Source organism: Nocardiopsis sp. NPDC049922, from assembly GCF_040660275.1.
Classification (GTDB): Bacteria; Actinomycetota; Actinomycetes; order Streptosporangiales; family Streptosporangiaceae; genus Nocardiopsis.
This window is the reverse complement of record NZ_JBFAME010000010.1, coordinates 196,307-209,111: the sequence shown is the minus strand read 5'-3', so window position 1 is coordinate 209,111 and position 12,805 is coordinate 196,307. Positions and strand designations below refer to the sequence as shown.

The following is a 12,805-nucleotide window of genomic DNA, read 5'->3' as shown; positions in this document are numbered from 1 at the left end:
CGGCACGTCCACGCAGGTCGCGCCGGGCGACCGTCAGGCGGAACCGTCGGGGGCGGGCAGGACGCGCTCGACCGCGGCGTCGACCAGGGCGCGGGCCCGGTCCTCGGAGATGACCTCGGGGAGGGTGAGCCGCTCCAGGATCAGCCAGTTCAACGCCAGGTAGAGCAGGGTTACGGAGGTGTCGTCGCCGGGGAAGCCGGTGCGGACGTGGAAGTCGACGTTGGCGTCGAGGTCCGCGCGGACCCGCTCGGTGAGCAGGCGACGCAGCTCGGGGCGGCGAGTGGCCTCCAGACGCAGTTCGATCTGGGCGAGGAACCCGGAGCGGAAGTCGCTGACGCGGCCCACGATCCCGTGCATGAGCTCGGCGACGCGGGCGCGGTCGTGCGGTCCCTTCTCCGCCGCGGCGACGAGGTCGGCGCCGGGCTCCAACCGCTCGTAGAACCGGTGGCCGACCTGGGTGAGCAGGTCGTCCCGGTTGGCGAAGTAGTTGGAGGCCGTGCCACCGGGAACGGCCGCCTCCTGGTCCACGGCGCGGAAGGTCAGGCCGCGCGCGCCCTCCCTGGCGAGTACCTCGATGGCCGCGTCGAGCAGGGCGGCCCGGCGTTCGGGATTCTGGCGCATGGAAGGGTCCTCCGTCCGATTGAAACCACTCTGATCGTAGTGCTACATTCAAACCACTTCACTCAAAGTACTACGAACAAAGCGATACGAGGGCGGCACGCTCATCCGATCGCGAGGAGAGGACCCGTATGCGCAAGCTCGTCTACTACGTGGGCATGTCCGTGGACGGTTTCATCGCGGGACCCGAGGGCCGGACCGACGACTTCCCGGTGACCCAGGACGTGATCGACCTCATCGTCGAGGAGTTCCCGGACACCCTGCCGACCCACGTCCGCGCACAGCTGGGCGTGGACGTCCCCAACCCGAACTTCGCCGTCGTCGTCCAGGGGCGGTCGACGTACGAGCCCGCCCTGGACATCGGGATCACCAGCCCGTACGCCCACCTGCGGCAGTACGTGGCGTCGAGGAGTCTCGGGAAGGGCGAGGACCCCGCGGTGGAGGTCATCTCCACGGACGTCGTGGGGCGGATCCGGGAGCTGAAGGCCGAGGAGTCCGGAGAGGGAGGGGACGTGTACCTGGCGGGGGGAGGGGGTCTGGCGGGCGCCCTGCTCCCGGAGATCGACTCGCTCGTCATCAAGCTCTACCCGGTCGTGCTGGGCGACGGCGTCCCGCTGTTCCGGGTCGGCTTCTCGCCGACCCACTTCACGCTCAGGGGCACCCGCACCCTGGAGGGCGGCATGGTCGTCCTGACCTACGACCGACGGTGAGTGCCCGCCGTGCGCACCGCGGCCACCCGCCGGCGGCCGCGGTCGCCGAGACGACGGGGACGGTCTCAGCCGTTGACGACCCCGTCGAGCGCGGCCGCGTACTGGGCCTTCGTCGGGACGGTGTACAGGCGGTTCAGCGACCCCCGGTAGCTCACGATGTAGGGGCAGGACGTGTCCTCGCCGACCAGCTCGACGGGCTCGCCGACCTCCTCGCCGGTCCGTGCCTCGTACACCCGGACCTCCACGGTCGCCCTGTGCAGGGGCACGGACTCCGAGGAGAAGTCGCAGTCGCCGACCCGTTCTCCCACGTCGATGTCCTCCGTGCAGGCGACGAGTTGCACCTCCGCCGGATCCCCGGGGGCGAACGGGCCGTCGGAGGCGTCGGCGACGAAGGACAGGCGGCGCCAGCCGTCGTCGGAGTGGCGTTCCCCGCCGAACACGACGATGGGGTGCGGACCCGGTCCGGGGGTGTACTCGGCGGCTCCGGGGATCTCGCGACCACCGCACAGGGTGCCGTAGTCGTCCATGTCCTCGGCGACCTCGTGGACGGGACCGGTCAGCCACCGGACGACGCAGCCGACCGGGAGGACGACGAGCACGAGTAAGGCGACCAGGCACCCCGCCGTGCGTCCGACCGACCCCCGCTCACCGCTCTTCTCGTTCATGGGTCTCCCTTCACAGGATCTCGTCCGCCGTTCGGCGGATCTCGGCGACGACGCGGGCTCGGTGACCAGCGCGCGGCGTCCGGAACGCTCGGGGGTCGGAGACGCTCACCACGGACCTCCCACCGTGGACAGCTCCGCCACGATCTCGTCCACCGGGCGGCCCGGCGGCGCCACCGACACCAGCCCCCGGATCTCCGCGATCAGGAGCAGCCGGGAGAACTCCTTGGGCGTCACCGACGGGAGGCCGGAATGCGCCCGACCGAGGCGGGCGTGGTCGTTGAGCATCGCGACGACGGCGTCCCGCTCGCGCTCGTACCCGGCGGGGTCCGCGGCCGTGGTCGGGCGCTCCTCGGCCACCGCCGACCAGGTCACCAGTGAGGCGACCGCCCCGGACAGGACCATCGCCGCGTCCGTCGCGTACCCGCGCCGCTCCAGGGCCGCGACCTCGTCGAGGAGCAGCCGGACGCCCGACTCGCCGCGCGGGAACAGTGCCTGCACGTACGACGCCAGTCCGGGGTGGGACAACAGGAACGACCGCAGCTGCCCGCCGAAGGACACCAGGTGCCGCTCGACGTCCTCCTCCGGGGCGTCCCGGATCACGAGCTCGGCGAGGAAGCTCTCGCCGACCAGGCGTTCCAGCTCCCAGCGGCCCTCGATGTGCCGGTACAGCGCCGTGGCCGACACGCCGAGCTCGGCCGCCACCGCGTTCACACCCAGGTGGCGCATCCCGAGCCCGCGGCCCGCCCGGACGATCCTCTCGGTGGACACGACGGCCGCCCGACCACCGCGCCGCCGTCCGGTCGAATCCATGAGGGGCACCTCTTCCCAAGCAAAGTTAACGGGATTAACTTAGAGGCGCCGCATCCGGGCGTCAAGAGGCCGAAGGCGACGCCCCGGCGCCCCGAACCCTCCACCGTGAGCGATGGACCAGATCCGATGGGTCACGGCTGAACCGGTGGAAGCACCGATGCGCGGGAGCGATCGTCCGCCCCAGGATGAGGAGCACCACCGGCGCGCCCCTCGCCGCCCCTTCGGGACCCGCACACGCTCGGCTGGGCCGGGCGCCGTCGCGTCGCCATCGAAAAACGCCCGGGGCCTGTGGCCTCCGGGCGTGTTCCCTGTTCGGGGTGGGTGGCTAGGGGCGGGGTCGAACCGCCGACCTTCCGCTTTTCAGGTCTAAGCGCCTGAGCGATGTAGCCACCTGCGTCTTTCCACGTCCGACCTGAGCGAGAAACGCATAGGCGGAATGTGGATCAGACAGTAGCTGCGAGCGTCCGCCACCGCAACCCCTTCCGGAGAACCGCTACCGTCCCGGCCGCCGCCGTGTCAGGATGCGGACAACGTCCCCCCGACTGATGGAGCCGCGATGAGCACCCGCGCCCTGATCCCCACCACCCTCTTGCTGGCCGCCGCGGTGACCGCGTGCGGCAGCGGCGACCCCACCCCGGAGGAGATGGTGATCGACGCCGAGGTGATGTGTGAGGAGTTCGTGGACCGTGAGCTGAACACCCCGGTGGAGTTCTCCGACAGCACGGCCGCGGTCGCCGACGCGGAGTCGTGGACCTACGAGGCGACAGGCACCGTCGACTACGAGGACGAGACCGGGCCCGTGCGCGCCACCTACACCTGCACCCTCACCACCGACGAGACCGGTGGGGAGTGGACCCTGCAGGACCTCACCATCAACGAGTGAGGAGGCACCTCGACGCAGGCGCTCTGGTACCGAGCCCAGTCTTGCCCGACAACCGACATCGGCTATGCCCATCGGTCGGCCCTCGCGGGTCTGGTCGGCACCACCGGCGGAAGGTAGACTCTGCGGCGGGTTAGGTACCTAAGAGGGGCCCCGGTGTGACACCGGGGCCCCTCTTTTCGTGTGCGCCCAGGTCAGAGCTGCGCGGTCTCCAAGAACGCCGTCCACTCGGTGGACGGGAAGGCGAGGTGGCCGAGTTCCGGCTGTGTAGAGTCCCGGACGGCGGACGCGCCGGGCACGTCGGCGACCTCGACGCACTCCTGCGCGGTGGTGCTGTACGACGACTTGCGGAAGGTCAAGGGCTGGGTCAGGTACACGGGTTGGTCCTAGTCGATGAGTCGTGTCAGGTAATGCACGGACTCTGCCGGAGACAGAGCTGTGCCCTGGAGGTGGTCCAGGACGTCGCGATAATCCGCGATCTGCTCCGGGTCCTCCAGGTAGAGCCCATCGTGTCGTGTCTCCAGGTACACGATGGGCCGGTCCAAGGGGTTGGGGAAGTCCAGCAGCACGAACGGCCCGCCCGTTCCCGCGTGCAGGCCGGTGGAGAACGGGAGCACCTGGACAGTGATGTTCGGGTGCTCGGTCATGGCCACCAGGTGCCGGAGTTGGCCGCGCATCACCTCGGGGTCAGTGGCGGTCGCGGGGCGCGCGAGGGTGGCCTCGTCGATGATCGTCCACAGTCGTGGCGGGGTCTCACGGTCGAGGATGCGCTGACGACGCATGCGGGCGTCCACGATCCGCTCAGCGTCCTCGGGGAGGGTGAGAGCGGCCCGCGCGGATGCGGTCGCGTACTCCGATGTCTGGAGGAGCCCGGGGATGGCACCCACCTGGTATGTGGCGATGGATGATGCTTCGGCCTCGAATCCGAAGTAGGCACCTGCGAAGTCGCTGTAGCGGGTCCACCATCCCTTGATGCGGGACTGGCGGGTCAGCTCGAACAGCGCTTCCCGCCGCTTCTCGTCGGTGACGCCGTAGACGTCCAGGAGGAGCGCGATGTCCGTGACGTAGGGGCGCAGCCTCTTTCCGGTCTCGATGTTGGCGATTTTGGCCCTGCTCCATTCGAGCTTCTTCGCTGCTTGCTCAAGGGTGAGCCCGGCCGCAGCCCGGAGCTGTTTCAGCTCCTCGGAGAGCCTGCGGCGGCGGATGGTCGGGCTGAAGTCACCTGCGGATTCGGGCATGCGTCGATGGTATGGGCGTGAGCGTCTTGGGGCCAATGTCCGATTCACCGTCTCTCTTTCACAGGGGCCGATTCACTGCACGGGCTTGAAAATCGGTGATTCACCGTTTTAGATGGACCATACCTAACCCAGTAGTGGCCCTGATGGGCCTTCGCTCCAGGAGGTGCGCCTGTGCGCTACCTGATCCTGTTCCTCGCATCGCTGCGGCGCATGCTGGCCCCGCCCGCGCAGGGCCGCCACGCCCGCCCGCCCCAGCCCTCTCCCGGACGCCGGCACTCCCGGCCGCAGCCGCCCCGCCGCATCGCCCGGCGCGTCCCCGACACCCACCCCCCGAGGTGGACCGCACCGCTCTCCGCCCCCACGTGGCACCTGTCCGTCCTCGATGAGACCCCGGTCCGCCCCTACTACCGGGCCTGGGAGGAGGAGCGCCGCCGCCGCACCGAAGACCGCGACCGGCTGGGCATCGCCGTCCTGTGGGACATCTCCACCCCACTCCCGGACCCCGACCCCGGGGAGCTGGCCACCACCGTCCGCCAGCGGCAGCACACGGGGGTGGAAGTGTGAACCCCCCGACGCCGACTCCGAAGCGCCGCCGCGCCGCACGGCTCCGCCTCTTCCTCCCCGACCTGTCGGCCATGTGGTTCGACTCCGCCGCGACGGTGTTCCCGCTCGTGCGGGACGCCCACCAAGTCCTTCGGGAGGTCCTCCGATGACGCACGCAACGACCGTGGTCACCGTGACCGACCTGACCGAGGCCGATGTCCGGCTCGCCCGCGACCTCGTCGACGGGTCCGCGACGTCCCTGGTCATCGCCGGGTGCTACATCGACGTCACCCCGAGGGCCGTCCGCACGGGCCGCCCGGACGAGCGCATCGCCGCGCTGGAGCGCCTGGCCGACCTGGCCGTGGAAGCCGCCGACGAGCTGAGTCGAGCCCGGATGCGGGAGGTGCGCCGGTCATGAGCCTGCCTCGCACCGTGTTCGAGGTGCGCGAAACCAAGACCCCTATCGCGCTCAAGCGGTGGGCTCACCAGTTCGGCATCCCGATCCACCACCTGGGTTCGGACATCGAGGGCCACGAGGTGTACGGGGCGATGCTCGGCCCCCACCTGCGGGTCTGCCGCACCGCCCAGGAGCGGCTTCACCCGGTCCGCTGGGTCTCGCCCCTCGAACAGCTCCCCTGTCCCCGGAAGGCCCCGCCCATGTCCGCCTGCCCCGCGTGGTGCGAGAACGACCACGCCATGGACCCCTCGTCCGACGTCGCCCACCACATCCGGCTCCTGCACGACGAGACCGGCCACCCGGTGACCGTCTACGTCGAACAGGACGACCCGGTCTCGGGGCCGCCGGGCTGCCCCCATGTCTGCGTCACCACGTGGGCCGACCCCAAGACGGCCCAGCTCCAGCTCTCCGCCGTGCAGGCTCGGGCGCTGGCCGTGCTCCTCACCGCGACCCGCAGGGACGGCGACGTGGCGTCGGCCCTCACCGACGCGGCCGAGGTGATCGAGGCCGATCCGGGTACCTGACAGGCTCCCGCGCACCCGGTGACCGTCCCCCGGGTGCGCGGGCCCCACCCCCTCACCGAAGGAGAGGCCCCGTGGACGACGCCGACGACACCCCGAAGGCACCACCGCCCCCGGACTCCGAATCCGACTACCAGAGGGCGCGTGCCATGCGTCTGGGGCTCGGCACCGACCTGCCCGCGCTGGGCGGGGTCACCGGTAGCTACCCCGACGACTAGACCTCCGCGCGCCCCGGGACCCCGGGCGTGCGGGCCCATCCGAACGACAACGAACGAAGGCCGACGATGCCCGACCTGTGCCCCCGGTGGTGCATGAGCGACCACCGCACCCAGGACACGACCTTGCGTCACGAGCGCGAGGTGGCCACCCGCACGGGGGTGACCGTGAGCCTGCTCCGCGACGACCCGTGGACCGGTCCCCCGCAGGCCACCGAGGTGGTCACGGCCGCGACCGTCGGCCCTAAGAAGATCCGCCTGGCGCTGGACACCGACCAGGCGCGGCAGTTCTCCGCGCTGCTCACCATCGCGGGCGCGGACCGTGCGCTGGCGATGGCGGTCCTGGACGCGGTCGACCTCGCCGACGCCCCGTAGACCCTCATGGAGGTCACGCACACACGAGGGGGGCGCGTGACCGACCCCGGTGGGGTCACCGGACTGGGGAGAGCCGGTGGCCCCACCACACCCCGCCCCTCACGAGACTCCCGCACGGTCGGGCGTCCAAGCTGCCCTTCCTGCCCGGCCGTGCGGGGCCGCCTCCTCCCGATGAGGGGACGGCACGCCAAAGGGGATAAGCCCTCTGGCACCCTCCACCAACGCAACCCGAAGGAGAGAACGTTGAGCGACTTCATGCCGCCGCCGAGCGCGGCACCACCGACCGGCCTGTTCACCACGGCCGCGCGCTCGGTCGTGCAGAGCGCCGAGCAGAGCCACGAGTACAAGAAGTGCGCGGGCAGCAGCGACGCCGCGCACACCTACGACACCACCGCCGTCTAGTCACCTGATCCGCTGAACGCACGCCCTGGAGCAGCCCCCATGTTGCGATTGCAGTTGACCCCTTACAGCGAGAATCCGACCTGGCACTGGTCCGGGGCGTGCTACAGCACCCTCGACCAGCGCAGCAGGGTCGAGCCCTTCGACCACCCGATGGTGGAGCACTTGGCCGCGACCGACGGACACCGGACCCTGCTCGTGGTCCGCGAGCGCGTCGCCGACCGCCCGGCCTGCGACCCCGGTGTCCGCGACCTCACCCCCGCCGAGTACGACCAGGCGCTCGGCACCGTCATCGGCTGGCCGACCGACTACGTGCTCATGGAGACCGAACCGGGGCGGCCGGTGCGTGTCACCGCCGGGTCGGCCCGGACCACCCCCCTGTACCTAGCCGCCGACGACACGACCCTGTTCGGTTCCTGGGACATGGCCGACCTGCGCGGCCACGCCACCGGCATCAACCCCAAGGAGGCCGCCCGGCTGCTGATCTACCGGCCCCGGTACTCGTCGGAGACCCTGTACCGGGGTGTGCATCGGCTCACCGAGCGCGCGGTCGCGCACTTCGGCGGGTCCCTGTGGATCACCTACCCCGAGCCCGCACTGCACTGCGTCCCCCGCGAGTTGGCACCGGACGCCGACGTCCTGGGCGCGTTCATCGCGACCATGGACACGGCGATGGACCGCCGCCCCTGGGCGGAGGGCATCACCCTGTTCCACCTGACCGGAGGTTTCGACTCGGGCACCGTGGCCACCCGCGCGGCCGAGCGGCACCCCGACCGGTTCCCCACGGCCACCCTGTTGATCGGCGGCCCGGGGCGCGGGCAGCAGATCCGACGCCGCGCCGAGATGCGCTCCCGGGTGGCGTTCGCCGACACCGACATCGTCATCGACGCCATGCGACACCTCCCGCTCTCGCCCGGCTGCCCCTGGGTCAACGGCCACGTGGTCTCCCCCACCGAGGAGCCCCTGCACGTGCCGTTCGTTGAGATGGCGCGCGTGGTCGCCGCGGCCGGGGTCCGCACTGTGGTGACCGGTCTGGGTGGGGACGAGATGGTCGCCCTCACTCAGGAGGAGGAGCCCCACAAGGGGCTCGGTGAGATCACCGACGCCCAGATCCTGCCCTGGGTCGGGCCGCGCGCCCGGAGCGTGCTGGAGTTCGCCGACGACGGGATCGCACCCCCGGCGCTGGTCAACTCCATGACCCTGCTCTCCCTGGAGACCACCGCCCCCGTCCTGCTGAGGCACGGACTGTGGCCGGTACACCCGTTCGCGGACTCGGGCATGGTCGCACTCGGCGAGCAGCTCCCCTACGCGTGGCGGGAGTTCAAGCAGCTCCAGCGGTGCCGCCTGGCGGCGCTCGGCATGAGCGAGGACGTGGTGCACCCGGTCGAGCGAGAATCCTTCGCCGAGGTCATCGAAGCGTCCCTGACCACCCACGCGCCGAAGCTGTTCGCTCGTATGCTGGCCGAGGGCTCGGTGCTGTTCGAGGAGGGCTTGGTGGACCCGGACGGTCTGCGCCGGTCGGTCGCGCGGCTGGATCCGGGGACCTACGCCGAGGAGCAGGACGCGAAGATCCTTGAGGTCCTGAGCCTGCATCTGTCCGCCACCGCCTTCCTGCGCTGAGAGAGGACCACACCCGTGTTCACCATGCGTCCCGCCACCGAGGCCGACACCCCCGGAGTCGCGTCGATGATCACCGCGCGCTGCGACTGGATGGAGCAGCAGGGGCTGGAGTCCTGGCGTGCGAACGTCGACGACCTCGCCGGGCAGGCCGGGGCCGGGTTCATGCGGGTGCTCGAAGCCGAGGATCGGATCGTGGGGTGCACGACGGTGACGACGCACGCACCGCCGAAGGACTGGACGTCCGAGGAGGCCGCCGAGCCGAGCCTGTACCTGTTCACGACCGTGACCGACCCCGCCTACCGGGAGCACAAGCCCGGCACGCTGATCGCCCTGTGGGCGGTCGACCAGGCGGCACGGCAGGGCCGCCAGTGGGTGCGGCGGGGGTGCTTCTTCCCCGAACTGGTCAAGTACTACGAGACCCAGGGGTTCACCCTGGTCAAGGAGCAGGACCGGAACGCCGGGCATCTGTACCTGCTCGCACGCCGCGCGGAACACCTCGACCTCGCCCGGCTCGGGGTGACAGAGAACGCTGCCGCCTGACCCCGGCATGACGAAGGAGCCCCACCCCTCTTTCGGGAGGTGGGGCTCCGTGCGTCCGTCCTTGGGACGGATCGAAAACAGTCGTCGGCACCGACCGATCAGAAACGGCCCGTGTTCATCGGCTCCTGCAGTAGTCGCTTATCCACAAGCCTGTGGAAAAGGTCACTTGCTGCAGGGAACGTCGTAGCCTAAGAGGGTGCTGCTGACCTACGTTGACGAGAGCTACTCGTCAGATGCCTACTACATCGCCGCGCTGATGGTGCCCGAGAGGGAGGCCATCTCCTTGACCGACGCCCTGGACGCGGTGGTCGCCAAAGCTGCCGTCGACCATGAGGTCAGCACGACTGCTGAGCTTCATGGCCATGATCTTTTCCAGGCAAAGGCCGAGTGGACACACCTGGAGAAGAAGCCTCGGGTGAGAATCGGTGTCTACAACGCCGCGTTCCAAGCCATCGCCGACCACGACGTGAAGATCGTCATTCGAGGTGTCGACGTGATCAGGTTGAAGCGGCGCTACACCAACGCTCATCATCCCCATTCCGTAGTCCTGACCCATCTCATCGAGCGGGTGAACGAGTGCGCGGCAAGGCAGGACGAGCTTGCGCTGCTGATCTCTGACGAGATCTCAAAGCAGGACCAGTACCGGCGTGAGCTAGGTGAGTACCAAAAGGTGGGGACCTGGGGTTACCGAGCGACCCAGATCACTCACATCGTGGACACGATGCACTTCGCTCCCTCCCGGGCAAGCCGCCTTGTGCAGGCAGCCGACCTGATCGCCTTCCTGCACCGTCGACGCTGCTCAGAGCAAAGCCGGAAGCTGAAGGGTCACACAATGGACGAACGGGCATTGCGCGCAAACCAGATGCTCTGGGACCGCATCAAGCCGAAGGTCGTGCACCAGAACACGTGGTGCCCGTAGATGCACGAAGGCCCCGCCTCCTGAGAAGGCGGGGCCTAAGGCTCACCGGATCACGATCCCAGGGCTCTCCGCCCTGAAAACCTCGTCCTGACCCCGAGGATAGCAAGAAGGTATGTCAGTGTCCCCCAGGGAACCCTGATGTGTCCCCCAGGGAGATCTTCGCTGCCACTGCGTACATCGAGTGTCAGAACCGGCCGTTGTTCACCGTCCTCTGCAGGGCCTTCGTAGTCTCGGAGACCACTGTGCCGTTGAAGGTGACAAGGCCCCTGGTGGACACGGCCCGGATGGATGGCCAGACGCCGTCCACCGCCCGGCCCGTGAGACCGCACCAGCGCTGCACTGCGCGGGTGGTCTGCGGCCCCAGAATGCCGTCGACCGCGCGCCCGCGCAGCCCGCACCGGAGCTGCATCGCGCGGACGGTGACCGGCCCCCACACCCCGTCGGCCTTGACGTCCAGGGCGCGCTGCACGGCCTTGGCGGTCAGCTCTCCCAGACGCCCGTCGACGACGAGCCGGTCCGGCTGCGGCTTCGACGGCGGCTTGGCCGAGGACAGGGCTCGGCGCAGCTCGGCCGCCGACTCGGTCCCGTACACGCCGTCCACGCTGATGCCCATGGCCCGCTGCATGGCCTTGACCGCAGCCTCAGTCTCCGGACCGAAGCCCCCGTCCGCCCCGTACTTCGGGAGCAGCGACGGCCGCCACTTGAGCAGGGCCTCCTGCAGGCGCAGGACCGGGGTGCCCCGCATGCCGCGCAGCAGCCACGGGTTGCCGGTCGGTACCCGCACACCCGCCACCGTCCAGTAGGAGAAGGTCGGTGCGGGTGCCGGGCCGTCTCCGCTGTCGCCGTTGCCCCAGTCGCCGGAACGGACGCGGCGGTACAGGTTGTCCCCCGGGCAGGAGGTGGACACCCAGTCGCGGTGACCGGTGACCGAGGCGCGGACGCCGCGCCCAGCCAGCCAGGCGGCCAGGGCGACGAACGCGGCGAGTTGAGAAGCCGATGGACGCTGCGACCCCCCGAGCATGAACTGGACACCGACGTGGCTGGTGTTGGCCCCGGGAGCGTGCGCGCCGACGCGGTAGATTCCGCGGCCGGTGAGCACGGTGCCGTGGTAGCAGATGAGCAGGTGGTAGCCGATCCCCGCCCATCCGCGCGCACGGTGGTAGGCGTGCATCTGCCGGACCTGGGCACGGCAGTTGGCGTGCGACCCCCAGGTGAGCGGCCCGCCGTTGTAGTGGACGACCCGGCCGGACCGTGGACGACCCGAGGACCCGATCACGGTCGGGATACCGACGGTGGAGGCGGACTCGATGACGAGGCCGAGCATCACCGGGACGGTCGTGAGCGCGACCAGGAGCTGCATCACGTCCACGGGTCAGCCCTCGCGGGTGCCCTCGTCCGGCGGCGTGGCCAGGCGGGGGTCGAACTCGACGGTGTCCTCCGGTTCCGGGTAGGACTCGCGGGCCGCGATCAGGTCTTCCACGCTGTCGGGGGACCACACCTGCAGGCGGGTAATGACCCCGGTGGCGAGGATCAGCATGGACTCCACGTAGTGCTCGGTGAAGACGTCCTCGACGGGCATCCCGTTGGCGACCCGCCAGCCCGTGAGCACGGCGACCAGGCCGACGGCCAGGTAGAGGGCCGGGTTGCGGCGGAAGCGCAGCAGGTGTCGGACACGTCCGTACACGGTGAGCAGGTAGTCGGTCATGGTGCCCTCCTCGGGCAATGAAAGGGGCCGCCTCACTGGGCGGCGGGCGGGTACGCGCTCAAGTGCGCGCATGAGGGGGTGCGGTCAGATCAGGCCGGTGATCAGGTGGACGGCCAGCCAGGTGCAGAACGTGGCGATGACGGCGATGCCGACCGGCCTCCAGGGGCGACGCGGCCGAATACCAGCCAGGCGGCGGATGACGGCGGACAGGGTGTCCTCGCGCTCGGACCGGTTCAGCAGTGCCCACGCCTCCAGCACGGCGAACGTGCTCACTGGCACGAGCCACATCCAGGGCGGCACTTCCAGCCCGGTCACCGGTCGACCCCGCGGGTGCGATGGTCGGCGAGGTGGTCGTCGAACCGTTTCGTCAGGGTGGTGATCTGCCCTTCGATGCGGGTGACCTGGTCCTTGATGGAGTTGCCGCCGTTGGGGACCAGCTCGTCGACCGCGTTCGCGATGCGGACGATGCGGCGGTTTGCCCGCCACGCGGCGCGGATGAGCGCACCGATGGTGAGGAGTGCGCCTGCAGCGCCTCCGATGGTCAGGATCAGGGTGAGCGTCATACGTGACTCCTCGCTGTTGACGAGCGT

General features: G+C 69.9%; 21 protein-coding genes. 12 read left to right on the top strand and 9 right to left on the bottom strand.

The window, feature by feature from the left end:
• Window positions 1-33 precede the first annotated feature (33 nt).
• Entirely contained in the window at window positions 34-621 is a 588-nt protein-coding gene (locus AB0I72_RS20185) for a TetR family transcriptional regulator (protein WP_358570766.1), read from the bottom strand.
• A 128-nt stretch (window positions 622-749) separates the two neighbouring features.
• Here AB0I72_RS20185 and AB0I72_RS20180 point away from each other — a divergent pair, with 128 nt between their 5' ends.
• Window positions 750-1,328 carry a dihydrofolate reductase gene (locus tag AB0I72_RS20180; protein WP_358570763.1) on the top strand — a complete coding sequence of 193 codons (579 nt, stop codon included), beginning with the start codon at window positions 750-752 and terminating at the stop codon, window positions 1,326-1,328.
• A 65-nt stretch (window positions 1,329-1,393) separates the two neighbouring features.
• Here the strand turns inward: AB0I72_RS20180 and AB0I72_RS20175 are convergent, their stop codons facing one another.
• Window positions 1,394-1,993, bottom strand: coding sequence for a hypothetical protein (locus AB0I72_RS20175; RefSeq protein ID WP_358570760.1), 600 nt, complete (start codon window positions 1,991-1,993; stop codon window positions 1,394-1,396).
• Between the two features lie 105 nt (window positions 1,994-2,098).
• A complete protein-coding gene (locus AB0I72_RS20170; RefSeq protein ID WP_358570757.1) occupies window positions 2,099-2,803 on the bottom strand; it encodes a TetR/AcrR family transcriptional regulator in 705 nt (234 codons plus the stop codon).
• 556 nt (window positions 2,804-3,359) lie between these two features.
• On the opposite strand from AB0I72_RS20170, the gene AB0I72_RS20165 reads away from it, so the two are divergent.
• Window positions 3,360-3,686, top strand: a complete 327-nt coding sequence (locus AB0I72_RS20165; protein WP_358570754.1) for a hypothetical protein — start codon at window positions 3,360-3,362, stop codon at window positions 3,684-3,686.
• A 191-nt stretch (window positions 3,687-3,877) separates the two neighbouring features.
• Here AB0I72_RS20165 and AB0I72_RS20160 read toward each other — a convergent pair whose 3' ends face one another.
• Together AB0I72_RS20160 and AB0I72_RS20155 are read right to left on the bottom strand one after the other, a co-directional pair.
• Entirely contained in the window at window positions 3,878-4,054 is a 177-nt protein-coding gene (locus AB0I72_RS20160; RefSeq protein WP_358570855.1) for a DUF397 domain-containing protein, read from the bottom strand.
• A gap of 15 nt (window positions 4,055-4,069) precedes the next feature.
• Complete coding sequence (locus tag AB0I72_RS20155; protein WP_358570750.1) at window positions 4,070-4,921, bottom strand: helix-turn-helix transcriptional regulator; 852 nt, start codon at window positions 4,919-4,921, stop codon at window positions 4,070-4,072.
• 171 nt (window positions 4,922-5,092) lie between these two features.
• Here AB0I72_RS20155 and AB0I72_RS20150 point away from each other — a divergent pair, with 171 nt between their 5' ends.
• From AB0I72_RS20150 to AB0I72_RS20105, 10 genes are all read left to right on the top strand, one after another.
• Window positions 5,093-5,485 (top strand): hypothetical protein, encoded by a 393-nt coding sequence (locus AB0I72_RS20150; RefSeq protein ID WP_358570747.1) that lies wholly within the window; start codon window positions 5,093-5,095, stop codon window positions 5,483-5,485.
• The gene (locus AB0I72_RS20145) at window positions 5,482-5,634 is read left to right on the top strand and encodes a hypothetical protein (RefSeq protein WP_358570745.1); all 153 of its coding nucleotides are present in this window, start codon (window positions 5,482-5,484) and stop codon (window positions 5,632-5,634) included. Before AB0I72_RS20150 ends, AB0I72_RS20145 begins: the two co-directional genes overlap by 4 nt.
• Complete coding sequence (locus tag AB0I72_RS20140; protein ID WP_358570742.1) at window positions 5,631-5,882, top strand: hypothetical protein; 252 nt, start codon at window positions 5,631-5,633, stop codon at window positions 5,880-5,882. The genes AB0I72_RS20145 and AB0I72_RS20140 overlap by 4 nt, the downstream gene beginning before the upstream one ends.
• Complete coding sequence (locus tag AB0I72_RS20135; protein ID WP_358570739.1) at window positions 5,879-6,445, top strand: hypothetical protein; 567 nt, start codon at window positions 5,879-5,881, stop codon at window positions 6,443-6,445. Before AB0I72_RS20140 ends, AB0I72_RS20135 begins: the two co-directional genes overlap by 4 nt.
• Window positions 6,446-6,516: 71 nt before the next feature.
• A complete protein-coding gene (locus tag AB0I72_RS20130; protein WP_358570736.1) occupies window positions 6,517-6,660 on the top strand; it encodes a hypothetical protein in 144 nt (47 codons plus the stop codon).
• A gap of 93 nt (window positions 6,661-6,753) precedes the next feature.
• Window positions 6,754-7,032, top strand: coding sequence for a hypothetical protein (locus AB0I72_RS20125; RefSeq protein WP_358570733.1), 279 nt, complete (start codon window positions 6,754-6,756; stop codon window positions 7,030-7,032).
• 243 nt (window positions 7,033-7,275) lie between these two features.
• Window positions 7,276-7,434: a hypothetical protein gene (locus AB0I72_RS20120; RefSeq protein ID WP_358570730.1), complete on the top strand. Its 159-nt coding sequence runs from the start codon at window positions 7,276-7,278 to the stop codon at window positions 7,432-7,434.
• Between the two features lie 54 nt (window positions 7,435-7,488).
• Window positions 7,489-9,051: an asparagine synthase-related protein gene (locus AB0I72_RS20115; protein ID WP_358570727.1), complete on the top strand. Its 1,563-nt coding sequence runs from the start codon at window positions 7,489-7,491 to the stop codon at window positions 9,049-9,051.
• Window positions 9,052-9,066: 15 nt separating this feature from the next.
• On the top strand, window positions 9,067-9,591 hold the full coding sequence (locus tag AB0I72_RS20110) for a GNAT family N-acetyltransferase (RefSeq protein WP_358570724.1): 525 nt from the start codon (window positions 9,067-9,069) through the stop codon (window positions 9,589-9,591).
• Window positions 9,592-9,787: 196 nt separating this feature from the next.
• On the top strand, window positions 9,788-10,510 hold the full coding sequence (locus AB0I72_RS20105) for a DUF3800 domain-containing protein (RefSeq protein WP_358570721.1): 723 nt from the start codon (window positions 9,788-9,790) through the stop codon (window positions 10,508-10,510).
• A gap of 184 nt (window positions 10,511-10,694) precedes the next feature.
• Here AB0I72_RS20105 and AB0I72_RS20100 read toward each other — a convergent pair whose 3' ends face one another.
• The 4 genes from AB0I72_RS20100 to AB0I72_RS20085 form a co-directional block, all read right to left on the bottom strand.
• Window positions 10,695-11,870 (bottom strand): N-acetylmuramoyl-L-alanine amidase, encoded by a 1,176-nt coding sequence (locus AB0I72_RS20100; protein WP_358570852.1) that lies wholly within the window; start codon window positions 11,868-11,870, stop codon window positions 10,695-10,697.
• 12 nt (window positions 11,871-11,882) lie between these two features.
• A complete protein-coding gene (locus AB0I72_RS20095; RefSeq protein WP_358570718.1) occupies window positions 11,883-12,215 on the bottom strand; it encodes a hypothetical protein in 333 nt (110 codons plus the stop codon).
• 84 nt (window positions 12,216-12,299) lie between these two features.
• Window positions 12,300-12,494 carry a hypothetical protein gene (locus AB0I72_RS20090; protein ID WP_358570716.1) on the bottom strand — a complete coding sequence of 65 codons (195 nt, stop codon included), beginning with the start codon at window positions 12,492-12,494 and terminating at the stop codon, window positions 12,300-12,302.
• Between the two features lie 32 nt (window positions 12,495-12,526).
• Window positions 12,527-12,778, bottom strand: a complete 252-nt coding sequence (locus AB0I72_RS20085; protein WP_358570713.1) for a hypothetical protein — start codon at window positions 12,776-12,778, stop codon at window positions 12,527-12,529.
• Window positions 12,779-12,805: the final 27 nt, after the last annotated feature.